The sequence below is a fragment of the Saccharibacillus brassicae genome (genome assembly GCF_006542275.1).
GTDB classification, from domain to species: domain Bacteria; phylum Bacillota; class Bacilli; order Paenibacillales; family Paenibacillaceae; genus Saccharibacillus; species Saccharibacillus brassicae.
Window position 1 is genome coordinate 1938660 of record NZ_CP041217.1, and the last position, 26454, is coordinate 1965113.

22 protein-coding genes are annotated in these 26454 nt (G+C 55.6%); 2 read left to right on the plus strand and 20 right to left on the minus strand.

Annotated elements, in window-relative coordinates:
• Nucleotides 1-13 precede the first annotated feature (13 nt).
• Together FFV09_RS08165 and FFV09_RS08170 are read right to left on the minus strand one after the other, a co-directional pair.
• On the minus strand, nt 14-589 hold the full coding sequence (locus FFV09_RS08165; protein WP_141447371.1) for a pilus assembly FimT family protein: 576 nt from the start codon (nt 587-589) through the stop codon (nt 14-16).
• Nucleotides 570-1145, minus strand: coding sequence for a prepilin-type N-terminal cleavage/methylation domain-containing protein (locus FFV09_RS08170; RefSeq protein ID WP_170314966.1), 576 nt, complete (start codon nt 1143-1145; stop codon nt 570-572). The genes FFV09_RS08165 and FFV09_RS08170 overlap by 20 nt, the downstream gene beginning before the upstream one ends.
• A 291-nt stretch (nt 1146-1436) precedes the next feature.
• Between FFV09_RS08170 and FFV09_RS08175 the strand changes: the two genes are divergently transcribed.
• Nucleotides 1437-2225: an alpha/beta hydrolase gene (locus FFV09_RS08175; RefSeq protein WP_141447373.1), complete on the plus strand. Its 789-nt coding sequence runs from the start codon at nt 1437-1439 to the stop codon at nt 2223-2225.
• A 141-nt stretch (nt 2226-2366) separates the two neighbouring features.
• Here FFV09_RS08175 and FFV09_RS08180 read toward each other — a convergent pair whose 3' ends face one another.
• The 8 genes from FFV09_RS08180 to argC all read right to left on the minus strand — a co-directional run bounded on the left by FFV09_RS08180 (nt 2367) and on the right by argC (nt 12873).
• Nucleotides 2367-3512 (minus strand): GGDEF domain-containing protein, encoded by a 1146-nt coding sequence (locus FFV09_RS08180; protein WP_141447374.1) that lies wholly within the window; start codon nt 3510-3512, stop codon nt 2367-2369.
• A gap of 199 nt (nt 3513-3711) precedes the next feature.
• Complete coding sequence (gene argH, locus FFV09_RS08185; RefSeq protein WP_141447375.1) at nt 3712-5115, minus strand: argininosuccinate lyase; 1404 nt, start codon at nt 5113-5115, stop codon at nt 3712-3714.
• Between the two features lie 684 nt (nt 5116-5799).
• A complete protein-coding gene (locus FFV09_RS08190; protein WP_141447376.1) occupies nt 5800-7032 on the minus strand; it encodes an argininosuccinate synthase in 1233 nt (410 codons plus the stop codon).
• Nucleotides 7033-7188: 156 nt separating this feature from the next.
• Nucleotides 7189-8145 carry an ornithine carbamoyltransferase gene (argF, locus tag FFV09_RS08195; RefSeq protein WP_141447377.1) on the minus strand — a complete coding sequence of 319 codons (957 nt, stop codon included), beginning with the start codon at nt 8143-8145 and terminating at the stop codon, nt 7189-7191.
• A gap of 103 nt (nt 8146-8248) precedes the next feature.
• Nucleotides 8249-9436, minus strand: a complete 1188-nt coding sequence (locus FFV09_RS08200; protein ID WP_141447378.1) for an aspartate aminotransferase family protein — start codon at nt 9434-9436, stop codon at nt 8249-8251.
• Between the two features lie 158 nt (nt 9437-9594).
• Complete coding sequence (gene argB / locus FFV09_RS08205) at nt 9595-10362, minus strand: acetylglutamate kinase (protein WP_246098552.1); 768 nt, start codon at nt 10360-10362, stop codon at nt 9595-9597.
• A 190-nt stretch (nt 10363-10552) separates the two neighbouring features.
• Nucleotides 10553-11782: a bifunctional ornithine acetyltransferase/N-acetylglutamate synthase gene (gene argJ / locus FFV09_RS08210; RefSeq protein WP_141447380.1), complete on the minus strand. Its 1230-nt coding sequence runs from the start codon at nt 11780-11782 to the stop codon at nt 10553-10555.
• A gap of 38 nt (nt 11783-11820) precedes the next feature.
• Nucleotides 11821-12873 (minus strand): N-acetyl-gamma-glutamyl-phosphate reductase, encoded by a 1053-nt coding sequence (gene argC / locus FFV09_RS08215; RefSeq protein WP_141447381.1) that lies wholly within the window; start codon nt 12871-12873, stop codon nt 11821-11823.
• A gap of 299 nt (nt 12874-13172) precedes the next feature.
• Between argC and FFV09_RS08220 the strand changes: the two genes are divergently transcribed.
• Entirely contained in the window at nt 13173-14153 is a 981-nt protein-coding gene (locus tag FFV09_RS08220; RefSeq protein ID WP_141447382.1) for an Rpn family recombination-promoting nuclease/putative transposase, read from the plus strand.
• Between the two features lie 77 nt (nt 14154-14230).
• On the opposite strand, the gene FFV09_RS08225 is transcribed toward FFV09_RS08220, so the two are convergent.
• From FFV09_RS08225 to fliD, 10 genes are all read right to left on the minus strand, one after another.
• Nucleotides 14231-15112, minus strand: coding sequence for a YitT family protein (locus FFV09_RS08225; protein WP_141447383.1), 882 nt, complete (start codon nt 15110-15112; stop codon nt 14231-14233).
• Nucleotides 15113-15121: 9 nt separating this feature from the next.
• Nucleotides 15122-16238, minus strand: a protein-coding gene (prfB, locus tag FFV09_RS08230) for a peptide chain release factor 2 (protein WP_237401851.1) whose coding sequence is annotated in 2 segments (ribosomal slippage) — nt 15122-16165 and nt 16167-16238 — 1116 coding nt in all. Because the reading frame shifts where the segments join, the coding sequence is not laid out codon by codon here.
• A 240-nt stretch (nt 16239-16478) separates the two neighbouring features.
• Nucleotides 16479-18926, minus strand: coding sequence for a preprotein translocase subunit SecA (secA, locus tag FFV09_RS08235; protein ID WP_141447385.1), 2448 nt, complete (start codon nt 18924-18926; stop codon nt 16479-16481).
• Between the two features lie 197 nt (nt 18927-19123).
• Nucleotides 19124-19690, minus strand: coding sequence for a ribosome hibernation-promoting factor, HPF/YfiA family (gene hpf, locus FFV09_RS08240; protein WP_141447386.1), 567 nt, complete (start codon nt 19688-19690; stop codon nt 19124-19126).
• A gap of 267 nt (nt 19691-19957) precedes the next feature.
• Nucleotides 19958-22522, minus strand: a complete 2565-nt coding sequence (locus FFV09_RS08245; protein WP_141447387.1) for an LPXTG cell wall anchor domain-containing protein — start codon at nt 22520-22522, stop codon at nt 19958-19960.
• A gap of 304 nt (nt 22523-22826) precedes the next feature.
• Entirely contained in the window at nt 22827-23549 is a 723-nt protein-coding gene (locus FFV09_RS08250) for a hypothetical protein (RefSeq protein WP_141447388.1), read from the minus strand.
• A 207-nt stretch (nt 23550-23756) separates the two neighbouring features.
• On the minus strand, nt 23757-23954 hold the full coding sequence (locus FFV09_RS08255; RefSeq protein ID WP_141447389.1) for a cold-shock protein: 198 nt from the start codon (nt 23952-23954) through the stop codon (nt 23757-23759).
• 252 nt (nt 23955-24206) lie between these two features.
• Nucleotides 24207-24542: a flagellar protein FliT gene (gene fliT, locus FFV09_RS08260; RefSeq protein ID WP_141447390.1), complete on the minus strand. Its 336-nt coding sequence runs from the start codon at nt 24540-24542 to the stop codon at nt 24207-24209.
• Complete coding sequence (fliS, locus tag FFV09_RS08265; protein WP_141447391.1) at nt 24535-24939, minus strand: flagellar export chaperone FliS; 405 nt, start codon at nt 24937-24939, stop codon at nt 24535-24537. The genes fliT and fliS overlap by 8 nt, the downstream gene beginning before the upstream one ends.
• Before the next feature lie 27 nt (nt 24940-24966).
• Nucleotides 24967-26448 carry a flagellar filament capping protein FliD gene (fliD, locus tag FFV09_RS08270; RefSeq protein ID WP_141447392.1) on the minus strand — a complete coding sequence of 494 codons (1482 nt, stop codon included), beginning with the start codon at nt 26446-26448 and terminating at the stop codon, nt 24967-24969.
• Nucleotides 26449-26454: the final 6 nt, after the last annotated feature.

Here is a 26454-nt window from a genome sequence, read left to right on the forward strand (position 1 = left end):
GTCTGTGTTTTCATCAGAAGCCGAAACGGCTCTCCAATTCGATTTGCGAACCGTCCGTTCCCGTTCCCGTACCGAGCGTCAGCGCAAGCTTGATGTTGATCGACCCGGTCGTATAATAGTCGAAACCGCCGGCCGTGTCGCCTTCAAGCGTGATCGAAGACAGCCCCTGCACGATTGTGCCGTTGATCTTCGTCGACTGGTACGGGTCCGCCATCTTGGAATAATCGACGTTCGCTTTTTGAATTTCCAGTTGTCCCGTCTCGGCATTGATCCTTACGGTCGTGGCGTCGGAAGGATCTTCGGTTCCGTCGGCCGTTACGTGCAGCATGCGGAAGCCGGTTCCGTTCGCCAGCGGATAGACGTGGTCCGGGGCAAACACGTACAGTTCCGTAATGATGGACGACATCAGGATGTCGCCTTCTTCGCGCAGCCGGTTCTCCACGCCGACCGTGTTGTAGCTTCGGAAGCCGAAGAAGATCGTCGTCGAGATGATCCCGAGGATCATCGACATTAACGACAGCACGGCGATCAGCTCGATAAGCGTGACGCCTTCTTCGCGCTTCCACATGTTAGCGAATCGATTGCGCATTGACGTATCCCTCCACCGTTACCGCGTCCGCTCCCGGTCCGCCCGATCCGGCTTCCGCCGTCGTGACCGTGGCCCGAATCGGCAGCAGCAGAGCGCCTCCTTCGGCCTCCGTACGGTTCAACTCTTTTTGATATTCGATCACGACCCGGTATTGGACGCCGTTCACCCGCGGCTCCAGCACGGCTCTCAGCGGTTCCAGATTGCGGTTCTCGAACATGTCACGGAATACGCACACGCCCGACGTATCATTGGTGCAGCTTCCGAACGTCTCCGGCGCGATGCCGACCCGCTCGGTACCTGGGGAATTGCCCGGACGAACGACGGTCGCGATACCCGATTCGAAATAGCTTTCCATCCGGTCAAAATCCTGCTTCTGCATATACACAAGCGCGTTGCGGGCCAGATTCGACATGATCGTCTTGTTCTGGTTGCTCTTCGCGAAAGTCAGCGCATTGCTAAAGTAAGCGGTGAAGGCCAGGGCCACGATCGACAGGATCAGCAGCGACGCCAGCACTTCGATCAACGTGAATCCCTGTTCCTTTTTAAGCCGATCCAACAAAAAGGTCTCCTCCTTCCGGCACGCCTACAAATCTCCGTCAAAACGACGGCCTCACAGGCGGCATTCGCTTATATATCGGTCTTTTTCGCTTCTTTCATTATATGTTCCGCTTGTGGGACCGGCAACGATTATTTAGGTCTTTCGGCCCTAGTTGGATTGTTGTGCAGGAATTGCCCGGACCGAACCCGAAATGGTTTACGATAAAGCGTTTTCTTTAAAATCGGACCGACAGCGCAGACCGCGAATTCGCCCGGTTTTGAAGAAACCCACGAAGGAGGAACTTACAGCATGGCTTTACTTACCTGCAACTTTTTTTCCGAATCGCTTGGTCTCAGCACGTCGATGAACGTCATCTTGCCGCAGCAGACCCGTTCGCAGATCGGCATGGAAAACGTCAAACGGCCGGGACCGCACAAAACGTTGTATCTGCTGCACGGCCTGTCGGACGACGACACGATCTGGGTGCGGCGTACGTCGATCGAACGTTACGCCGCCGCCTACGGTATCGCGATCGTGATGCCGCAGGTACACCGGAGCTTCTACACGGACATGGCGCACGGCGAAAAATATTGGGAATTCATTAGCGAAGAACTGCCGGAATTGGCACGCTCGTTCTTCCCGCTGTCCGCCGAACGCGAAGACAACTTCGCGGCGGGACTGTCGATGGGCGGTTACGGCGCGTTCAAGCTGGCTTTGCGCCGGCCGGATCGATTCGCGGCGGGAGCCAGTCTCTCGGGGGCACTCGATATTGCTTCCATGGTGGAGAACGGCAACAATCCGCGCGCCGGCCTGCTGGACACGATTTTTGGCGAGCAAAAAGTGCGCGGCAGCGAAGACGATCTGCTGTTCCTGCTCGATCGCACGGCAAAAGGGTCCGCACCGAAGCCCAAGCTGTACCAATGCTGCGGCACGGAAGACTTTTTGTACAAAGACAATCAAACGTTCAAAAAAGCGGCCGAAAGCAGCGGGTTGGACTTTACGTACGAGGAAGGCCCGGGCGAGCACGAATGGGGTTATTGGGATACGATGATCCAGCGCGTGCTGGAATGGCTGCCGCTCGGCGAGCCGAAGAAATAAGCGGGTCCTGCGTTTGGATGCGTTAAAAAAAGCCCTTGTCCGGGAAATCGGAACAAGGGCTTTTCGATGCGGACTGCTCGGGGCGGGCCGCCGTGTTCGGACGCTCCCGCCTCCCGCGCACGGCCTGCACCCGCACCTTCTTCAAGAAGGCGGGTTCGGGGCGGAACCGGAGTCCGGAGGACTTTCGCCGCTTCCGATCTCGGAGGACGCTTTGCTGATCCGGTTCCGTCCGCTTTCCTTGGCGTGGTACAACGCGTCGTCGACCCGGCGGAACAGCGTTCTCGGCGATCCTTCTTCCGTGCGGCCGTACCCGATCGAAACGGTCAGCTTCAGCTTCGTTCCGTCATCGAGCAGAAAAGCATGGCTTTCCACCGCCGCACGGATTTTCTCCGCCAGCCGCATGACCGCGTCTTCTTCGCGGCGATCGAGCACGACCGCGAATTCTTCGCCGCCGTTGCGCGCGCAGTAGCTGTCGGCCGGCGAGCAGGACATCAGGATTTTGCCCAGCTGCTGCAGCACAAGATCGCCGGCCGGATGGCCGTGCGTATCATTGACGCGCTTGAAATGATCGATATCGAGCAAAATGAGGCCAAATCCTTCATCGTTCTTCAGCGTGCGCTTCATTCGGCGGTCGTAGGCGAAATGAAAAGAACGGGGATTATGCAGACCGGTCAGAAAATCGCGGTGCGCGGCATCTTCCATGAAAGCGAACAGTTCATTGGAGTTGTTAAGATGGCGCAGCATGAAAAAGGTAAACACGCCGGTACCGGCAATAATGACGGAATAGACGGGGATGATATGCAGGGCGGTCGTCCCTACCATGATATACAAACTGATCATCAGCAGCACGAATTGAATCGCGAAAGCCGCCGCCCAGCGGAGCGGTTCGAGCCGTCCTTTGCGCAGCACCAGAGCCACGCAAATAAAAGTGACGATCGCGTTCGTGCCGCCGACGTACGAAGACAGGCCGAACTCGCCGAAGAAAAACAGGCGAAACACGCCGATCAGCAGGCCGGCTCCCAGCCCTCCGGGGATGCCCGCGACGTAAATCGCGATAATGATCGCGGTCTGACGCAGGTCGACGACCGAATTCCGGCCGATCGGGAACGAAAATTCCATCAGGACGATGCCGACCAAGCCGAGCGCGATTCCCGTTGCCCAGGGCAGCCAGGCACTCGAAGCCGAAGCGACCGCCCAGGAAGATTTGCGAAAGCGGTTAAAAAATACGTTGCCGAAAAACAGCAGCGTCGCCAGGATCGTGAAATTGACGAACAGGTCTTTGAACATAAAAGTTTGGCCTCGCAGTCTGCACCCATGCAAATTGAGCCGCTGTCAGCGTTACACAGCCGCTTTTCCTATATTCTACCCCATTCGCGGCTTTCTGCAAATGCACTTTGGCGCTTTGAACCCGGACTTTGCACGAAAAAAAGGCCTCCCGAAGGAGGCCTTTAGTCGGTTACGGATTCGGCAGAGCGGGCATAGACGGTTACAGACGGCCGTTCAGCCAATCCGTCGTCCATCCGAGCGTCGTTTCCGCGCGTCCGATCGCCGCTTCCACCTGCGGAGCTGCGGTACCGCCGTATACGTTGCGGGCGTTGACCACGTTCTCCGGCTGGAGCACGGCATAGATCTTTTCGTCGAACAGGTCCGAGAAGCTTTTGAACTCGTCCAGACTGAGATCGAGCAAATACTTGCCGTTCTCGATACAGTACAGCACCGTTTTGCCGATGACTTCGTGTGCCTGACGGAAAGGAAGCCCTTTGCCGACCAGGAAGTCCGCGATATCGGTCGCGTTCGAGAAGTCTTTGTTGACCGCTTCGCGCATGCGGCCGGTCCGCACTTTCATCGTCGCGATCATCGGAGCGAACAGGCGCAGTGCGCCGTCAAGCGTCGCCACCGTATCGAACATGCCTTCTTTGTCTTCCTGCATGTCTTTGTTGTAGGCGAGCGGCAGCGACTTCAGCACGGTCAGCAGCCCCATGAGGTTGCCGTACACGCGTCCGGTCTTGCCGCGGACCAGTTCGGCCACGTCCGGATTTTTCTTCTGCGGCATAATGCTGCTGCCCGTGCAGAACGCGTCGTCGAGTTCGACGAAGCCGAATTCCGTGCTGCTCCACAGCACCATCTCTTCGCAGAGGCGGGACATGTGCATCATGAGAATGGACGCGCCGGCCAGGAACTCCAGGATGAAGTCGCGGTCGCTGACGGCATCCAGACTGTTCTCGTACACGCCGTCGAAGCCGAGCTGTTCGGCGACGAAATGGCGGTCGATCGGGAACGTCGTGCCCGCAAGCGCGCCCGCTCCGAGCGGCAGGATGTTGATCCGCTTGTAGCTGTCCATCAGGCGCTCCGCGTCGCGCTGGAACATCGAGACGTAAGCGAGCAGATGATGCGCGAACAGGATCGGCTGCGCGCGCTGCAGATGCGTGTAGCCCGGCAGAATCGTGTCCGTATGCTGCTTCGCCTGATCGAGCAGCGCCTGCTGCACAGCCTGCACGAGGCCTGTCAGCTCGACGACGCGGCTGCGCAGATACAGGTGCATGTCGGTCGCCACCTGGTCGTTCCGGCTGCGGCCCGTATGCAGCTTGCCGCCGACCGGACCGACTTCTTCGATCAGGTGCTTCTCGATGTTCATATGGATGTCTTCGTCGGAGACGGAGAATTCCACCTGTCCGGCTTCGATCTTGTGCAGCACCTTGATCAGGCCCTCCGCGATCGTGTCGGCGTCTTCCTGCGGAATGATGCCGCATTTGCCCAGCATGGCCACGTGCGCCAGGCTGCCTTGAATATCTTCTTCGGCCAGCGCTTTATCGAAATTGATGGAGGCGGTGTATTCTTCCACCAGACGGTCGGTCGGCTTCGTGAAGCGGCCTCCCCATAGTTTGTTCATCTGAACTCCTTTCCCCTCCCAAACCCTCCCCGAGGGAGGGCCCCAAAGGGCGTCTGCCCTCTGGACACCCGAACGTTGCAGAACTTTTGGTCGCGGGCGGCGGGGGGTGTGCGTGTATTGGCGGTGCGGGTGCGTGGTGGCGCTGCCCGGCCTGCCTCCGGCGGCCGCAGCTGTCAGGCGAGCGGAGGCGCTCGGTGAGGGCAGCTGTTCGCTGCCTGGTGCGGCGCTCGGCCGGGACTTGGGGCCGGGGCCGCAGGCGGAACACTTCGTTGTTCCTGTGCGGCCGATGGGTCGAAGGCGGAGCGGCTGCGCGGCTCCTGTTCGACCGGTAGGGCCGGGGCCGCAGGCGGAACACTTCGTCGTTCCTGTGCGGCCAGGGGCCGGGGGTCGAAGGCGGAGCAGCTGCGCGGCTCCTGTTCGACCGGTAGGGCCGGGGCCGCAGGCGGAACACTTCGTCGTTCCTGTGCGGCCAGAGGCCGGGGGTCGAAGGTGGAGCAGCTGCGCGGCTCCTGTTCGACCGGGTAGAGCCGGGGCCGCAGGCGGAACACTTCGTCGTTCCTGTGCGGCCGATGGGTCGAAGGCGGAGCGGCTATGCGGCTCCTGTTCGACCGGGGCCCCGTTCGGGAGGAACGGGAAGGGCTGTGCAAAGTCCTGTGCGCAGGAACGGTTTTTGCGCCTTCGGTCTTATTTGTTTTGTTCTACGCTGGTTGCGACTTTCAGGCGCAGCGCGTTCAGGCTGATAAAGCCCGTCGCGTCGTTCTGGTCGTAAGCCTGGCTCGGGTCGGCTTCCATCGTGGCGATGTCCGGGTTATACAGGCTGACCGGGCTTTTGACGCCGGCGCCGATGACGTTGCCTTTGTACAGCTTGACGCGGACGGTGCCGGTTACGTTTTTCTGGCTTTCCGTTACCAGCGCCTGGAGCGCAAGACGTTCCGGCGCGAACCAGAAGCCGTTGTAGACGAGCGTGCTGTAGCGGGTCAGCAGGGAGTCGCGCAGGTTCATGACTTCGCGGTCCATCGTCAGCGATTCCATTTTGCGGTGGGCGGTGAACAGGATCGTGCCGCCCGGCGTCTCGTACACGCCGCGGCTCTTCATGCCGACAAAACGGTTCTCGACCATGTCGACGCGGCCGATGCCGTGCTTGCCGCCGAGTTCGTTCAGCTTGTCCATAACCTGCAGCGGGCTGAGCGCTTCGCCGTTCAGGGCGACGGCGTTGCCCTGCTCGAATTCGATCTCCAGCATTTCCGGCTTGTCGGGCGCGTCCTGCGGATCGGCGCTGAGCAGGAACATCTCTTTGTTCTCCGGAGCGCTCGGATCGAACCACGGATCTTCGAGCACGCCGCTCTCATAGCTGATATGCAGCAGGTTGCGGTCGGTCGAATACGGCTTGGCGGCCGAAGCGGTGACCGGGATGCCATGCTGCTCCGCATAGGCAATCATCTCGGCGCGGCCCGGGAACGTCTCGCGGAACGTGTCGAGTCTCCACGGAGCGACCACTTTGATGTCCGGGGCAAGCGCGGCGACGCCGAGTTCGAACCGAACCTGGTCGTTGCCTTTGCCCGTCGCGCCGTGGGCGATCATCGTCGCGCCTTCGGCGCGGGCGATTTCGACCATCCGCTTGGCGATCAGCGGACGCGCGATGCTGGTGCCGAGCAGATACTGCCCTTCGTACAGGGCGCCGGATTGGAACATCGGATAGATGAAGTCCGAAGCGAATTCGGCCTGCAGGTCGTCGATGTACACTTTCGAAGCGCCGGTCGCGAGTGCCTTTTCTTCCAGGCCGTCCAGTTCTTCCTTTTGCCCGATGTCCGCGGTAAAAGCAATGATCTCCGCGTCATACGTTTCTTTGAGCCATTTCAAAATGATCGACGTATCCAGTCCGCCGGAATAGGCGAGTACAATTTTTTCTTTTGCCATAAGTATATGATCCTCCGCTCTAAAAGTTCGATGCTTGTCTGCGTTCCTGTATCACTTCGATCTATCCTTGTTCGGCGCAAGAGCGGCGTTCTCCTGCCTGCGCAGGATCGGCCGCCCTTCTTTTTGCCCCTTGCGATCGACGATCCGGGGAGATCGTTACGCCATCAGCGTCGCCATGACCGCTTTTTGCGCATGCAGCCGGTTCTCGGCCTCGTCGAAAATAACGCTGTTTTTGCCGTCGATCACGCCCGCGCTCACTTCTTCGCCGCGATGCGCCGGGAGGCAGTGCAGGAACAGATAATCGGACTTGGCATGCTGCACCAGCTCTTCGTTCACCTGATAATCCTTGAACGCGAGCTCGCGCACTTTCTGTTCTTCCTCGAAGCCCATGCTCGCCCAGACGTCCGTGTACACGGCGTCGGCGTTTTCGATCGCTTCGCGCGCGTCGCGCACGATCGAGATCTTCGCGCCGGTGACGTTCGCGATCTCGCGGGCCTGGCGCACGATATCGGCATCCGACTCGTAGCCTTCGGGACTCGCGATGCTGACGTCCATGCCCATCTTCGCGCCGCCGAGCAGCAGCGAATGGGCCATGTTGTTGCCGTCGCCGATGTAGGCCAGCTTGCGGCCGCGCAGCGATCCTTTGTGCTCCTGGATCGTCTGCAAATCCGCCAGTACCTGGCACGGATGGCCGAGATCGCTCAGCGCGTTGATGACCGGAATATCCGCGTATTTGGCGAGCTCCGTCACGTTTTCGTGGCCGAACGTCCGGATCATGATGCCGTCGAGATAGCGGGACAGAACGCCGGCCGTATCCGGGATCGCTTCGCCGCGTCCGAGCTGAATATCGTTTTTGCTGAGGAAAAGAGCGTGTCCGCCGAGCTGGAACATGCCCACTTCGAACGAAACGCGGGTGCGCGTGGACGATTTTTCGAAGATCATGCCCAGCGTTTTGCCTTCCAGCGGCCGGAACGTCTCGCCGGTTTTCTGTTTGCGTTTGAGTTCGATCGCGAGATCGAGCAGGTACTGGATTTCTTCCGTCGTATAGTCGGTCAGTTCGACGAGGTCGCGCCCTTTGAGAGCCGCCCCGTACGCCTGTTGAGTCAGATCCATATCAAGTCCTCCTTGGAATGCGTCGATTTCGTAAAAAGAGAGCGTTCGCGAACCCGGCATCCGTCGCCCGGTTCGCCGAACGCTCTGTCGGCGCCGCCCGCGCCTACGCGCTCGGCGTCGGTACTTTCTCCTCGATCACCGAAGCGACGATCTCGACCGCCTGCATGACTTGTTCTTCGGTCACGTACAGGTTCGGCAGCAGGCGGATCACGTTCGGGCCGGCCGACACGAACAGCAGGCCGCGGCGCTGTCCGGCCATGACCAGTTCGCTGACGGGCTCCGCGCATTCGATACCGATCAGCAGACCCAGTCCGCGTACTTCCTTGACGAAAGGATTGCCGTGCAGACGCTCGCGCAGCTTGTTCATCAGCAGATCGCCGATTGCCGCGGCCCGCTCCGGCAGGCGGTCTTCCTGCATCGTCTCGATCGTCGCGATGATCGCGGACGAAGCCAGCGGCGTACCGCCGAACGTCGTCGCGTGACTGCCCGCGGTGAACGCTTCTTTGAGATAGGCGCGCCCGATCATGGCGCCGGCCGGGAAGCCTGAAGCGATGCCTTTGGCGACGGTGAAAATATCCGGCTTGATGCCGTAGCGATGATGCGCGAACCAGGCGCCGGTCCGGCCCATGCCGGTCTGCACTTCGTCGACGATCAGCAGGATGCCTTTGTCGCGGCACAGCTGTTCGATCTGCTGCGCGTACGCCTGATCCAGCGGATAGACGCCGCCTTCGGCCTGCACCATTTCGATCATGACGGCGGCCGTATGCTCGTTGATCGCCTGCTCGATCGCCGTAATGTCATGCGGAGGCACGGTGACGAAGCCGGCTGGCAGCGGCAGGAAGCCTTCTTTGACTTTGTCCTGGCCGGTCGCGGTCAGCGTAGCCAGCGTGCGGCCGTGGAACGATTTGCCGAGCGTGATGATCTCGTAGCGTTCCTCGCCCTTCACCTTCTGGAAATAACGGCGCGCAAGCTTGATCGCGGCTTCGTTCGATTCGGCGCCGCTGTTGCAGAAAAAGACGGCGTCGGCCTGCGCGACTTCGGCAAGCTTCTTCGCGGCTTCTTCCTGCTTCGGAATGACGAACAGATTCGACGTATGCCACAGCGTATCGATCTGCTCCTTGAGCTTGTCTCCGACCTTTTTCGGCGCGTGGCCGAGATTGGTGACGGCGAGGCCGCTCATGAAGTCGAGATACTTGTTGCCCTGGTCGTCCCACAGCCAGCTGCCTTCGCCTTTGACGAGGGCGAGCGGGTTGCGGGCGTACGTTTGAAACAATGCGCTTTCTTCGGTCATGGTCTTGCACGCTCCTTCCTGGGTTCGGCGAGAAGCTGCGGGAGAAGTGCGTTGGCGCTTCTTCCCTGCACTTCTCCCTCCGCTTGGCCTGCTTCATCGGGGTCATCATTCACAAAAATCAGGGATTAGGGTATTGTTCAAGTCCGTTCTTCCGAACGTTATCGCCGGATCGTCGTTCCGATCGCTTCGCCGGACAGAAGCCGGCTCAGCACTCTCTCTTCGCTGCCGTCGACGATCACGACTTCTTCGACGTTGCCGTGAAGGCACTTCATCGCGGCGCGGACTTTCGGGATCATGCCGCCGTAGATCTCGCCGCTTGCGATCATGTCTTCGATCTCGGCAAAAGTGACGGACGGCAGCGCCGCTTTGACGCCGTCGACCGTCTTGAGGATGCCGGGCACGTCGGTCACGACGATCATGCGCCGCGCGCCGACGAAGGAAGCGACCGCGCCGGCCGCCGTGTCGGCGTTGATATTATAGCGCTGTCCCTGGGCGTCGACGCCCAGTGGAGCGATGACGGGCATGTAGCCCATGCTCAGCACGCCGGCGACGATGTCCGCTTCCACGCGCACGACGTCGCCGACCAGGCCGACTTCGGCGGCATTCGCGACCGGCTCGGCCTGGATCAGCGAGCCGTCGGAGCCGGACAGCCCGAGCGCTTTGCCGCCGGCGGACTGAATGCGCCGCACGATCAATTTGTTGATCGTTCCGGCAAGCACCATTTCCACGACGTCGAGCACTTCTTCGGTCGTGCGGCGAAGGCCGTGCACGAACTCCGTCGGAATGCCGAGCTTCTCCAGATTGTCGGAGATCGCCGGGCCGCCGCCGTGCACGATGACCGGCCGCACGCCGTCTGCCTGAAGCTGCGCCAGATCGGCAAAGAATGCTTCCGGCAAAGCGGCCAGCGTGCTGCCGCCGCATTTCATGACGAACGAGGCTTGCACGTCGGATGTGTCCGAATCCTGCCGAAGCGGGGCCGAAGACCCTTTGTCGTGCGGGAAGCGGTACGACTGTCGCTGCATGACTATCCCTCCAGATGCGCCGGTAACTTCCGGCTTTGTATCGATTCGCGGTTCGGCCTGCGCCGGCCGCGCTTGGTACGGCAATAGGTTCGATTTATGTCCGGTACGCCGCATTGATGCGCACGTAATCGTAAGTCAGGTCGCAGCCCCAGGCAGTCGCCTGCGCTTCGCCCATGTTCAGCTCGACCGAGATGGTCACGGTATCGCCTTTTAAATATTCCAGCGCCAACTCTTCGTCGAACGCGACCGGCTGGGAAGACGTCAGCACGACGATATCGCCGAGCTTGATATCGACCGTATGCGGATGAACGGGCACGCCCGCGCGTCCGACGGCCGCGATAATGCGTCCCCAGTTGGCGTCCGCGCCGTATACGGCCGTTTTGACGAGGCTGGAGCCGATGACCGTCTTCGCGACGGCCCGTGCGGACTCTTCGCTCTCCGCGCCGCTTACGGTTACTTCGACCAGCTTGGTCGCGCCTTCGCCGTCGCGGGCAATCGCTTTGGCCAGATGCTCGCAGACCCGCACGAACGCTTCGGCGAAAGCCGCCCAATCCGGATGGGCTTCGTCCAGCTCCTGCTTCTGCCCCGACAGACCGCTCGCCATAACGACCAGCATGTCGTTGGTACTCGTATCGCCGTCCACCGTAATCATGTTGAACGTGTTTTCGGTCGTGCGCCGCAGCAGCTTGTGCAGCGCTTCGCTGCCGATTTTGGCATCCGTCGTCATAAAGGCCAGCATGGTCGCCATGTTCGGATGAATCATGCCGGAGCCTTTGGCCGCGCCCGCGATCGTCACGGTCTGCCCGTCGATCGGCAGCGAGACGCACAGCTCTTTTTTGACCAGATCGGTCGTCAGAATCGCCTGGCTGAATTGTTCTCCGGCATCCGCGTCGCCTGCCAGCACGTCCGCCAGGCGGGCGATGCCGCTTCGCACGCAGTCCATCTTCAGATTCTCTCCGATGACGCCGGTCGAAGCGACCGCCACGTCTTCCGGGTTCACGCCGAAACTTTTAGCTGCCAGATCGCGCATTTCGGACGCGTCCGCGTCGCCCTGGGTCCCCGTGCACGCATTGGCGTTGCCGCTGTTCACAATGACCGCGCGCAGCACGCCGTTCGCCAGGCTGTCGCGGGTCGTCTGCAGCGGAGCCGCCTGGAACAGGTTCGTCGTATAGACGGCCGCCGCCGAAGCGGGAACCTCGCACACGATGGCGCCGATATCGTTTCTGTCCGTTTTTTTCAAACCGCAGTGAAGACCGGATGCCCGGAATCCCTTCGGCGTAATGATTGATCCGCCTTCGACGACGGTATAAGAAGGAACTGCCATGAGCCGCTTCCGCCTTTCGGTATATAATCGCTATGGAATCAAGGATACATCGGAACGAAACGGAGACCTTCCGCTTCGTCCCAGCCCATCATGAGATTCAGGTTCTGGATCGCCTGTCCCGCCGCGCCTTTGACCATATTGTCGATGACCGACACGATCGTGACGCGGCCGGTCCGTTCGTCCGCCGAAAACCCGATATCGCAGTAATTCGAGCCCGAGACTTCTTTGGTTGCCGGCATGACGCCGTTTTCCCGAATGCGCACGAACGGACGCCCTGCATAAAAGGTTCGATACAAATCGATGAATTCCTGCGTGCTCCGCTTTTCGTTGACCGAAGCGTACATCGTGCTCAGAATGCCGCGGGTCATCGGAATCAAGTGTGTCGTGAACGTCACGACCACTTCCGCGCCGGCTGCTTCGCCGAGCACCTGCTCGATTTCCGGAATATGTTGATGCGCGTTGACCTTATAGGCTTTCACGCTTTCGTTAATCTCGCCGTAATGCGTGCCGAGCCCGGTTCCGCGTCCCGCGCCGGACACGCCGGTTTTGGCATCGATGATGATCGTCGCCGGGTCGATCCAGTCCGCTTTCACCGCCGGGATCAGGCCGAGCAGCGTCGCCGTCGGAAAGCAGCCCGGATTCGAGATCGCCGCACGCCCGACGACGGACTCACCGTAGATCTCGCTCAGCCCGTATACCGCCTGGGCCAGCACGTCTTCGGATGCCGGAGGACGTTTGTACCATTTCTCGTAGACGGCTCCGTCCTTGAGACGAAGATCGCCCGACAAATCGATGACTTTGAGTCCTTGTTCCAGCAGCTTAGGCGTCAGCTCGGCGCTTACGCCCGCAGGCGTGGCCAGGAAGACGACATCGGCTTTGGCTTTGATATTCGCCGGCTCGATCGATTCAAGCTCCAGTTCGATAAGGTTCGTCAGATGGGGAAAGCTCGCGCTCAGCGGAACGCCGCTGCTCGACGACGACAGCACGCAGCTGACTTCGACATGGGGATGCGCCTGGAGCAGACGGATCAGCTCCGCCCCGCCGTAACCGGTCGCGCCTACGATCGCCGCTTTGATCTTGTCTTTGCTCATTTCTTCCTGGCCTCCGCTCTATAAGGTTCTTTCGAATGAATATGTGGCATACATGCATATACCGTGCATAGAACGTGAATAATATGTATTATTATACGTTCGGTATCATATAAATACAACCTTGCGCGAAAAAGTTTACATTCCGTGCAAGGAGAAAAAAAGCAGATACGAAAACAGGAACATACATTCCCTTTTCTTCATGAAAAGAGTATACTTCATAAAAAGAAAAGATCCGGCGCATCTTCCGACCCCGGCGCGATCTCCTTTGAATCATTTGTTCCCGAGAGGAAGATTGCGCTATGCATCCGGATCGAAAAAGACCGCTGCATCACCCTTACGACAAAGCCTACAAATCGCTGCTGTCCAGCCGTTCCCTGTTCGCCGAACTGCTGCAGAACTTCGTGCCCGGCGAATGGGCGCGGCAAATTGCCGGGGAAGACCTGCTGCGGGTCGACAAGTCGTATATTTTGAGCGATTATAAGGAAAAAGAGTCGGATCTCGTCTACCGAGCCTGTATACGGGGACAGGAGTTTTACTTTTATTTGCTGCTGGAGTTCCAATCCCGGGTCGACTTCGAGATGCCGCACCGGCTGCTGACGTACATGACGGAGATCTGGCGCGACGTCAGCCTTAACGCTCCGCCCGCCGAGGTGCGCAGAAAAAGTTATCGGCTGCCCGCGATCGTGCCGATCGTTTTATACAATGGAAGTTCCGCATGGACCGCGGCCCGTTCTTTTCGCGAAATGCTGGGCGGCGAGCAGCATTTCGGCGAAGAACTGTTGAATTTTCGTTACGTGCTCCTTGACGTCAAACGGCTTGACGAACGCAAACTGCAGGAGATGGATAACTTGATGGGGCTCATCTTTCTCGTGGAGCAGCATCCGGGTGCCGAATCGTTCACCGCACAGTTGAAGAAGTCGAGCCGCATGCTGCAAACACTCAGTCCCGAACTTTTCCGGCTGTTCAAATCGTGGTTCAAACTGATCAATCCGAAGGAAACCGAACAGATCGGCCATATTCTCGACGAGTTCAACGATCCCAAAGGAGTGGATAGCATGATTTCGAATCTGACAAAAGCGCTGCGCGACGAGTATTACGAAATGCGGCGTAAAGGCTTGGAAGAAGGCAAGGTTGAAGGTATGGCGGCAGGCAAAGCCGAAGGCGAACGGGCAGCGAGGCAGGAAATCGCCCGCAATCTGCTCGCGGAAGGCATGAGCGCCGAACAGACGATGCGGTTATCCGGCCTGACGCGGGAAGAGATCGACCGGCTGTCGACCTAGATCCGATTCCATATGCAAAAACCGCCTCCAAAGTCGAGAGACTCCGGAAGCGGTTTTTGTTTTGCGCAGGTTTTCGCTCAGATCTGGATCTTGAATCCTTTGCCCAGCACTTCCTGCGCGTTGCTGATCACGACGAACGCTTCGGGATCGACCGAGCGCACCAGCGTCTTCAGCCGGCTCGTCTCGCTCTGGCCGATTACGACCATGAGCATCGGCCTGGACTCGCCGGTATAGCCACCGCGTGCGCTGAGTTCGGTCAAGCCGCGGTCGAGGTCCTGCAAAATCACCCGGGTAAGCTCTTCGCGCTTATCCGTAATAATGTAGGCCACTTTCGTATACCCGAGGCCCATCTCCACCGCGTCGATCACTTTGCCCGTCACGTACAGCCCGATCAGTGCATACAGCGCATTTTCGAACGACAACGTGAAGCCGGCCAGCACGATAACCGTGCCGTCGACCAGCATGACGCTCAGCGACAGGCTGAGTCCGCTGAACTTTTGCAGCAGATGCGCCACGATCGACAGGCCGCCGGTCGAGCCGCGCCCGCGGAACACGAGTCCGAGGCCCAAGCCGACGCCGATTCCGCCATACAGCGAACCGAGCAGCGGATTGGTTGTCGAGATCGGCCAGTCGCGCGTGAGGAAGATGAAAAGCGGCAGGCAAATCGTACCGACGAGCGTGCGCGCCCCGTACTGTTTGCCCAGAAAAATCACCCCGGCGATAAACAACGGGATATTGAAGATCCACTGGGTAAAAGCAGGCTCGAAATCGAACCATTCCTTGATAATGATCGACAGGCCGGACACGCCGCCGGACGCGATCTGATTCGGCAGCAGGAACAGGTTGAACGCGATCGCCGTAATAAAAGCGCCCACGACAATCAGCGTCGTATCGAGGGCGTTTCGTTTGGCGCCGTGAAGCGGGACCAGCGGCTTTCTGCCGCCTTTGCTCGTTGACATGGCTCCCGCTTACTCCGACGGTTCGATCTTCAGCTGGCTGCGCAAGTAAGCGTCGATGAATCCGTCCAGATCGCCGTCCATGACCGCGCCGATGTTGCCGACTTCATGCGACGTGCGATGGTCTTTGACCATGCTGTAAGGATGGAACACGTACGAGCGGATCTGGCTGCCCCAGCCGATCTCCGACTGTTCGCCGCGAATCTCTGCCAACTGCCGCTTTTGTTCTTCGATCTCCCGTTCATACAGCTTGGAACGGAGCATCGTCATGGCCTGTTCGCGGTTTTTGATCTGCGAGCGTTCATTCTGGCACGTCACGACCACGCCGGTCGGAAGGTGGGTAATCCGGACGGCCGAATCGGTCGTATTGATATGCTGACCGCCCGCGCCGCTTGCGCGGTACGTGTCGATCTTCAGGTCTTCCGTGCGAATATCGATATCGATCGTGTCGTCGATCTCCGGCACGACGTCGCACGATACGAACGACGTATGGCGGCGGCCCGATGAATCGAACGGCGAGATGCGGACGAGGCGATGCACGCCTTTTTCCGCTTTGAGATAGCCGTAGGCGTTATGGCCTTTGATCAGCAGCGTCACGCTTTTGATGCCGGCTTCTTCGCCCGGCAGGTAATCGAGCGTCTCGACTTTGAAGCCGCGCTTCTCGGCCCAACGCGTATACATCCGCAGCAGCTGAAGTCCCCAATCCTGCGACTCGGTGCCGCCGGCGCCCGGATGCAGCTCCAGAATGGCGTTCAGCTTGTCGTAAGGTTCGCTCAGCAGCAGCTGCAGTTCGAACTCGCCCATGCGCGTCATGAGATCGGCTACGCTTGCCGCCACTTCATCCGCCATTTCCTGATCGTCTTCGTCGTCGGCGAGTTCCGCCATCAGCACGGCGTCGTCGAAATCCTGCTGCATTTTCAGATATTGGTCAAGCGAGCCTTTGACCGCGTTCATGTCCGCAATCAGCGCCTGCGCTTTATCGCTGTCGTCCCAAAAACCGGGAGCGGCCATTTTCTCTTCGAAGTTGGAGATCATTTCTTCTTTGAGATCTAAGTCAAAGTGACCCCCTAAGGTTGGTTAATTTCTGCGTCAACTCGCGCAGATCGTGTCTGACATTCGGATCGATCATTTTTCTTCACCTCGTTGGTAGTCTAAAAAGCCGCTTGCGGCTTCTCTCGTTTATGTCGGCGGATAAACCGCCCGTAAACAGCCCTTCGGCCCGGCTTCCGAAAAGAACTTCGGAAACCGGGCCGTATGCCCGGGCTCGCGCCGCGGTACGCCGGAATCCGGCGGTCGTGCCGCGGGATTCCGAACGCAGCCGCCGAACTCATCGGGGAGCTGTTACCTGCTCATGCAGGAGGGTGTACGATTAACGTTGGGCGCGACGGTCTTTGCGGGAAGCTTTCTTTTCCGGCGTCGGACTGTTGGTGCTGATCTTCTTCTCGTCGATCACGGCTTCGCGCTGCTGGTTCGATTCGACGCGTGCTTTCATGATGTACGTCGCCACCTCTTCCTGGATGCCGGCGATCATCTGATTGAACATTTCGTAACCTTCGAACTGGTATTCGCGCAGCGGATCGGTACCGCCGTATGCCCGCAGGTGGATACCTTGACGGAGCTGATCCATGGCGTCGATATGATCCATCCATTTCCGGTCGACCGCGCGCAGCGCGATGACTTTCTCGAATTCGCGGACCATCGCTTCGCCGAGGGAAGCTTCGCGTTCGTTGTAGCGCTGTTCGACTTTGTCGTACAGGTACTCCGTAATCTCCGAAGATTCTTTGCCCCACAGCTCGTCGCGGGTAATCTCGCCTTCTTCAAGCAGCTTGGCGTTGATATACTCGGCCACCTGCTCCAATTCCCAGTTTTCCGGGATATCGTCGCCCGTATGCGCTTCGACGATCCGCTCGATCGTGCCGCGGATCATGTCGAGCACGATCTGCTTGACGTTGTCGGCTTCCAGCAGCTCCATACGCTGCTTGTAGATCACGCCGCGCTGCTGGTTCATCACGTCATCGTATTGGAGCACGATTTTGCGCGTATCGAAGTTGTTGCCTTCGACCCGCTTCTGCGCCGATTCCACCGCGCGGGTGATCATGCGGCTCTCGATCGGCTGGTCTTCTTCGAAGCCCAGGCGCTCCATCATGTTCAGCACGTTATCCGCGCCGAAACGCTTCATCAGTTCGTCGCCGAGCGACAGGTAGAACTGCGTCGAACCCGGGTCGCCCTGACGTCCGGCACGGCCGCGCAGCTGGTTATCGATCCGGCGCGATTCGTGGCGCTCCGTACCGATGATGTGCAGGCCGCCTACAGCTTGCACGCCTTCGCCCAGCATGATGTCGGTACCGCGTCCCGCCATGTTGGTCGCGATTGTAACCGCGCCCGGTTGACCGGCGCTGGAGATAATTTCGGCTTCTTCGGCGTGGTACTTCGCGTTCAGTACCTGGTGACGAATGCCTTTTTTCTTCAGCATTTCCGACAGCACTTCGGAGTTCTCGATCGAGACCGTACCGACCAGGATCGGTTGGTTTTTGGCATGGCGTTCTTCGATCTCGGTTACGACCGCACGGAATTTGCTGGCGACGCTTTTGTAGACGACGTCCGGCGAATCCTGACGCTGGTTCGGCCGGTTCGTCGGCACCTGCAGCACTTCGAGGCCGTATACCTTTTTGAATTCTTCTTCTTCCGTTTTTGCCGTACCGGTCATGCCGGCCAGCTTGCGGTACATCCGGAAGTAGTTCTGGAACGTGATCGTCGCGAGCGTCATGCTCTCGTTCTGAACCGTGATGCCTTCCTTCGCTTCAATCGCCTGGTGCAGGCCGTCGCTGTAACGGCGGCCGGCCATCAGGCGGCCCGTAAAGTCGTCGACGATGACAACTTCGTCTTCGACGACGACGTAGTCGACATCGCGGCGCATGATTACGTTCGCTTTGAGCGCCTGCACGATATGATGGTTCAGCATGACGTGCTTTTGGTCGTACAGATTGTCGATGCCGAAGTCGCGCTCGGCTTTGGCCGCGCCTTTATCCGACAGCGAGACCGATTTGATCTTGATGTCGACGGTGTAATCCTCTTCCACCTGCAGACGCTTCACGAAACGGTCCGCAAGGAAATACAGCTCGGTTGATTTTTGCGCCTGGCCGGAGATGATCAGCGGCGTACGCGCTTCGTCGATCAGGATGGAATCCACTTCGTCGATGATGCAGAAATACAGCGGGCGCTGTACCATTTGCTCTTTGTACAGCACCATGTTGTCGCGCAGGTAGTCGAACCCGTACTCGTTGTTCGTGCCGTACGTGATGTCGCAGCCGTAAGCTTCCTGCTTCTGCGAGTGCTCCATGCCGCTCAGGTTGAGACCTACGGTCATGCCAAGGAAATTGTAGACTTGAGCCATTTCCTCGCTATCGCGCTGGGCGAGATAATCGTTGACGGTAACGACGTGCACGCCTTTGCCGACGAGAGCATTCAGATAGACCGGGAGGGTGCCGACGAGCGTCTTGCCTTCCCCTGTTTTCATTTCCGCGATCCGGCCGTTATGCAGGGCGATGCCGCCGACCAACTGCACGTCGTAATGGCGCTTGCCGAGCGTACGCTTGGACGCTTCACGCGTCGTTGCGAAAGCTTCCGGCAGCAGGCTGTCAACCGATTCGCCCTTGGCCAGGCGCTCACGGAACTCGACCGTCTTATGCTTCAATTCGTCATCGGTAAGCTTCTCGAAATCGGGTTCCATTTTATTGATGATCTCCACGGTGCGCATGAACTTCTTGACGTCCCGTTCGTTCATATCCCCGAAGATTTTTTTGACAAGTCCTAACATGTTGTGCCCCTTTCGTGCAAAACGGATGGTTTGCCTAAATTGTACCAGCTTGAGCGGGCACGGGCAACCGCGCAAAAGGCCGCCTGGCCGCTCTTCCGTAAAACTTCCAACATATTATATACGCACAAAGAGCCTCATCCGATGCGGATAAGGCCCTTTTTCTTAAAAAAATTTGATTTTTTTGTGAAAGTCGTGCCTTATTCCTGTTCGATCAGGCCGTATTTGCCGTCGTTACGGCGATACACGACGTTGACCGTCTCGGATTCGATGTTCGAAAAGACGAAGAAGTTGTGGCCGATCATGTTCATCTGCAGAATAGCTTCTTCGACGTCCATCGGTTTGAGCAGGAATCGCTTGCTGCGTACCACTTGGAGTTCGTCCTCGGCCTCTTCCTCGTCCGTGGACGGGGAGACGGAAGCGTTGGCACCCTCGTCGACGAACAACCCTTTGAGGCTTTCGTCCTGACGGAACCTGCGGTTCATTTTGGTCTTGTGTTTGCGAATCTGGCGCTCAAGTTTCGACAGCACCGAGTCGATCGACGTGTACATGTCGTCGCTCCGATCTTCCGCGCGCAGGAACACGCCGCCTGGAAGAGGGATCGTCACCTCTACTTTGTGAATGCCGCGCGTCACGCTAAGCGTAACCGTACCTTCCGTAGCAGGGGGAATATCGAAGTACTTCTCGAGTCGGCTGAGTCTCTTGTCGATGTAATCCTTCAGAGCGTCAGTAACTTCAATGTGTTGTCCGCGAATCGCAAAATCCATAGGGCACTCCTCCTTATATCACCATTATAGCACAGCGTTAACGCCGAGTAAAAAGAGTGTTAACGCTTTATCGGCAAATCGGATCACCTCGTCCGGGACTCCGTTTCCGACTTGCCGCTATCTTCTCTTTTAACCTTAAAAGCCGCCGGGCAAACGCAGGAACGCATGTACGCATAAAAGCCAAAGCCGCACGCATGCAAAAACCCCCGCTTTCGCGGGAGTCGCGAAAACGGGGGCAGGCTGCTTCGTATTTGCCGCGAAAAGCGCTTATTCGGCGTTTTTAGCGGAACGGCGTCTCATCAGCAGTCCGAACAGGATCAGGCCGGCACCGGCCATCACGTACGGCAGGCTGCTGCTTTCGCCGGTCTGCGGCAGTGTCTCTTCGTTCGGCACTACCGTTCCTTCGACTACTGGCATTCCTTGCGGCACGGAGTCGTCAGGGATCGAAACGATCGGCTGCATCGGAATCGGCTGCTCTTGAACCGGAACGATCGGAGGTCCCTGCGGGATCGTCTCGTCCGGAATCGGCATAACCGGTTCCGTCGGCACGGCCGGAGGTCCAACCGGCGTCGTGTCGTCCGGAATCGTCGTATCCGGCTCAGTCGGCACGACCGGAGGTCCAACCGGCGTTGTATCGTCCGGAATCGTCGTATCCGGCGTCGGCGTTACCGGCGTCGGCGGAGTCGGCACCACGATGACCGGCGGTCCTACGGGAACCGGATTTTCCGGTACAGTCGTATCCGGCGGCGTTACCGTCGTTGGCGGCGTCTCCGTTGTCGGTGGCGTCGTCGTTGGCGGAGGCGTCTCTGTCGTCGGCGGCGTTGTTGGTGGCGTCGTCGGCGGCGTTGTTGGTGGCGTCGTCGGCGGTGTTACCGGGATCGTCCCGGAACCCGAACCGGAACCCGTCGTTACGCGTACCGTGATTTTGCTTTGACTTTCCACGATCCCGCCCCGAATGCCTTCACCTGTAAAACGAACGTTGTTGACGATTTCCGTAAGGTCTTTCGTCTCAGCGGCGTTAAAGGTCGAAGCGTATTCCAGCACGTAAGTGGAATTGATCGGATTGTTGAACGACAGGGTAAATCCGGTTGTGCCGTCCGCTGCCATATTCAACATATAATCCGTGCCTTCTGTCAGCAGGGTACCCGTCTTGGTTACCACGCCATTGCGATCCACGGCCGCTTGGTACAGACGGAAGGATTCGCGATCCAGCGTCTGGCTGTTGCCCGCCGTATCGATAATGGTCGCATTGGTGATCGTGGACTGGTTTTTGTTGATCGTGATCGACCAATTCAGGCGATCTCCGTTCTGCGCGCCGTCTTTGTCAACGAAAGGCTCGTAGAAGGCGATTTGCGATTCTTTGGTAATCTGTTCCGCAGGGCCTTGTCCGTCTTTGCCAAGGATCTCGGCAGTCAGATTCGCACGATTGACGAATCCTTGATTCACTGTAGCGTCCGTCAATTTACTGCTGTCGTAATTGGTCGTATAAGTAATGCGAAGACTTTGCGTTACAGGCTCATTGAAAGTTACGACGAACCCTTTACGCAAATTGTTTTCCAAAACTTCTACCGTGTAGCTGCCTGCATAAGCACTGTACTGACCGTTTCCTTTGCCATTTTCAGTGCCTTCGACTTCGACAGCGATCGAAGCTTTGACCAGTTCAAGCCCACCGTTCGGGAACGTGTCCTTTACGACAACCTTGTTAAGCGAGAGCATATCTTTGTTGATGAAAATACCCCATGCAGCCTGTTTATCCGCGTAATTGGTAGAGGTATGCAGTTTGTAGAAAAGGTTGGCATCGTTTCGAATCGGATCGGTATTGTCCGGTTTTGTGACATAAAGGATAACCGGTACGAGTCCGCCCGCGATCGGGAAAGAAATAGTAACCTGCTCCTGGTTATTTACGGTTTGTTCCGTCAGTACCGTACCGATCGTCAAGTTGCCTTTTACATCGGAATGCTTGGCAATGTAATCGTTAAACGTGAGTTTGACGTGACCGTCCGTGGTAACTTGAAGCGTACCGATCGTCTCGCCCGAGCTATCGGTAGCGAACAGAGGGGCATTGACTGCGTTGTAAATCGGGAATTGCGAAGGAACGTTGAAATCGAAGGTCGAACCTTCTCCGTATCCTTTACCGTCCGGGAGAGCGAACTGATAATTCAGTTGAAGCGCATCGTTGACGTCAACCGGGTGGTCGGCATCGATCACACTTCCGTTTTGGTTCGTGATCGACACGTTCGTGATGATGTTTTCTTCGATCACGGGTGTTACTTTTGCGTCTGCCTCTGCTGCTTCTTTAGCAGCAAGTTCGGCTTTCGCTTTGTCTGCTTCTTCTTTGGTTGCAGCCGCTTCTTCCTCGCTTGCAGGAGTTTCGACGTCGGTTTCCGGCGTCTGCTCTTCGTCGGTCGCAGGAGTCGATTCATCTGCCGCCGGCGTTTCCGTATCAACGGCAGGCGTCTCTACGCTCTCTGCGGGAGCTGTTTCTTCTTCGGCGACAGGAGCCGCGGCATCCGCTGCCGGAGCCGTTTCTTCTTCCGCTTCCACGGCAGGAGTTCCGGCGTCCGCGGCAGGAACTTCTTCCACCGCTGCTTCGTTTGCGCTTATAGGACTTTCTTCAACGACGATTGGGTCTCCGGTCTGTCCGGATTCGGATGGCACGTCCGCTTGAACGACGCTGCCTTCCGTCGAGGATGTGACTTGCTGCTCAACGGTCTCTCCGGCTGGCGCCGCTTCCTCCGCCCTTGCCTGACCGATTCCCGCGCCGAGCATAGTATGTAAGACGAGTACCAGGGCAATCAAAATGGCCCATACTTTTTTGTTCTTTCCCCTCACTTTGTGTGATCCCTCCTTAGATGTGGTCGAACTAATGTACGGGACGAAAAACCAGTAAAATAGTCCCTATCCTTACTCTATTCTTGTTAAACGCAAAAAACGCCTTGTAAACCGGTTTCTCCTTGTATTTTTTCTTTTAATTTATTTTTATCTAATAAAAGAAATCTTTTGCTAGAGAAAAGCGAAAACTTAGGTATAAAGGGATATTTTCATATCTAAAGACCGTGTGAAAATTTAAAAAGCCAAAAAGACTCTATCAAAAGATAAAGTCCTAAATTTTTATTTTAAATTCAGTTTGCAAGTTTTATTGTTTTTTTTCCAGTATGTTTGCAGATTTAGTCTGAGGCAGAAGAGAAATAAAGCGAGCAAAAGTCAATAAAGTCATTACAACTCCGATAGCGGACTGAATCGAGATAACAGTCAGGCTCCAATTATCCTTAATGCCAAAGTTAGGAGATCCAAATGTAGTCATAGTAACAAAACTGATGTACAAAGCCTGACCCAATGGGTTCCCGAAGTCGCCATCTATTTTGAAAGACTGATCAATGACTTGGTAAGAAACCGTAAACCAGAAAATGATCTCAAAAAAATTATGTATAAGCAGAATGGCCATTCTTCGAAATCCAGCAATCGTATAAGCCGTTTCTTTACGCAGACGTTCAGCTTCCGCATAGTCTCCCAAAACTTCTGCTGCCTGTATTTCCCCATACTTTTTTCGTTCAGCTCTATATTGGTCAAACAATAAAATGTTGATTTGCGTAATCACGATCTCAAAAACTCTAATAATTCCATATCCTAAAAGCAGAATTGTAATCGCTTTATAGTCTTTAAAAAAGTAAACCAGATAAACAGACAATAAAGCTAAAGCAAAATTAAAAAAAACCCATAATTCAATTCGAACCGAAGGTTCTGTGACCTTTCTGAAAACCAATTGGTTCACTCTTATCAATTTAAACAAATTCAATACGGATACATACTTTAGAACGTTAAAAACTACTGAATACAAATAAACGATATTCTTTTCCATGATTCTACTTCCACTCCTTGTTCTCAGTACATATAATCAGTTTTTGTATAACTCATATGCTATATCGTCAATTTTTCTGAATTTCATAAGATCAACAGAAAAAGACCCCGCATAAGCGGGGCCTTCCTGCTGAGCCATGTGTCTCCAACCAGCATAAATCGTTGACGCACAATTCTCTATGTAGGTCAGGTATACGGCTGTCGCGACTTACAGAGGAGTAACGTTGGAAGCTTGCGGTCCGCGAGCGCCTTCAACGATGTCGAACTCAACGGCTTGTCCTTCTTCCAGCGTCTTGAATCCTTCAATTTGAATCGCCGAGAAGTGAACGAAAACGTCGCCGCCTTCTTCCGTCTCGATGAAACCGTAACCTTTTTCTGCGTTAAACCATTTCACTTTACCTTGCATGCACGAACATTCCCTTCGTTATCAGATAAAAATGTGTGATCCACTACTCGAATATACCACCCTGTCTTCGCGACTGTCAATTGGAATATAAAATGATTACATTACAATATGTTACATCATAATCATTCGAAATAATTAGTCAAAAACTCCTTTTGCAATCACAAATCTAGGGCTTAAATCAAGTAAAGGGATTAAAAAACAAATACCCTGCTCTCTCTGTATCGAAACAGAGAAAACAGGGGAATTTGAATGTTATTTGCGTCGATCCATAAGTATGGCTTCCGGAGAATAATGGCTTTCATAGGCGCTTCTTTGCGCTTTGGCTTGTCCGCGTTGTTGGATCTTCGAATGAGCTTCTTCTTTCAGCGTATTCATTCGATTCAAAAGAATCGCATCATGCTGTAACACTTGGGATAACCGTTGTTTTTGTTGAGGATTTGCGGCGGTTACCATCAAAATGCTTTCCAACTGATCGATAATGATTTGCCTTTTTTCCACAAACTGCTCAAATTCCTCGTAAGGCATAGATTCGACTTGATTCACCGCTCGGTGAGTAAGCTCCTCCAATTGAGCAATCCAATTATCCATGAGAAACTCCGGCAGATATTCCACCAGCCGCAGCGTAAGCTTTACTGGCTTCCAACCACGTTTCTCTCAGTTCGGATAAGTACCCCAAAGCTTCGACAGCCGGTTCTTCCTGCTTTTTGATATTGGACTGAATCAAAAGGTGATTAATATATTCGTAAAGAGAAAAGAGTTCTTTCGAAATCGGATAAGCAAAGTTCAAAGTCGACATCAATTCGCTGATAATCGTTTGCGCTTTACCCAGATTAGTATTGACCGTCTCGTACTTGCGTTCTTTAAGTCCGTTCATTGCCGTATTCACAAAACGGATTGCTCCATCATACAACATCACTACAAGTTGTGCCGGATTAGAAGTTTGAACGGAAGATTGGCGATATCTTTCATAAGGAGAATTAATCAATTGTCCCACCCTTTACTGGATTAATGATCAACCTAAGGAATTAGTCAGACTGGAGGACTGTGCCTGCATTTTGCTCATCGCTTCTTCCATGGCAGAGAATTGCTTATAATAACGAGTTTCCATAGCATTCATGCGTACAGTCATGGAACTGATTCTTTTGTCGTAGTCTTTGATCTGTCGTCCTATCATGCTCTCCTGCTTGAACACTCCCGTAACAGCAGTATCGAATTTGGACGTACCTACTTTGGACACCATTTGATCCAAAGTACCATTAACCTGTTTGCTCAAATCCGCAAAAAGTCCCTTTTTGGAAGGATCCGCGCTTGAACCTTGAAAAATGTTAAGCACTTTCTGTGGATCTGTGCTCAAAGCGTTTTTGAGTTTTTCTTCATCAATCTTCAATTTGCCATTTTCGTGATAAAGCCCGGTTGTAATCCCTACCGAACTTAAATCTCCGAGATAACTTACTACAGTCGATCGCATATTCGAAGCAGCGGATGTCAGAATGCTATCGCCTTTCAACAAACCGCTTTTTGCTTTATCTTCCCATTGCTTGATTTCGGACTCTTTCATTTCCTTCTTCTGTTCATCGGATAATGGCGTGAAATTTTTATAGCGGGCTTCAGTGGTTTTGGTATTAATTTTGTCAACCAGCTCATTATACAAGTTGACAAACGCTTTTACCGAATCCAACGCTTTGGTAGGATCGGACTGGGTATTGACGATTGAAGAGCCGCTTGTTCCGGTTGCTTGCAGCATGGTCAACTTTATTCCGTTTACGTTAAGCGTATTATCGGAAGTGTCGAACGTTCTGCCACTTGGATAAGCTGCGTTTTTGATCGTCACCTGTCCATCTACGGCATTTGTTACGGATAATTTAAGCAGCCCCGAGAGATCTCCGCTAGTTGCGGTTGCAGCTCCGGATTCTATGTTAACATTTGCGGCAGCTCCATATTCTTTGGCCAAAACAGAGAACTTGCCGCTTATTTGGTCAAAACTAGCCGTAACCCCTGCGCCAGATGAATTGATTTTAATAATTACAGCTTCTATGGTGTCGCTGGACGATACATCGATCTCTTTGTTATTGATCTTCATTTTATAATTGTCCGACGACCCTGCACCCGTAATTTGCGACAGTGTCGTTTTGAGGGTTGTAGCTGCAGTGCCTGCCGTCAATTCAGCCGTACTTGAAGCCGTCGACTTGGTAGCAAGTTTATTCACGATCACTTCCATAGGTTCTACGCTGGCACTTGCATTTGCTTCTGCTTTGACGGCAGTGGTATTACCCGAAACGGTAGATACCTGAGTATTGGTCGTCGATTGTTTGCCAAAGTCGGACAATTTATTCTTGAAATTAACAAGCTGGCTGTTGAATTCTCTATAATTGTCACGTGTCCATTGAAGCGTCTGCTTCTGCTGATTCATCTTATCCAAAGGCACACGTTGAACAGTCATAAGGGACTTGACCATACTGTCGATATCCATGCCCGAAAAACCATTGATACGCATTTCGAT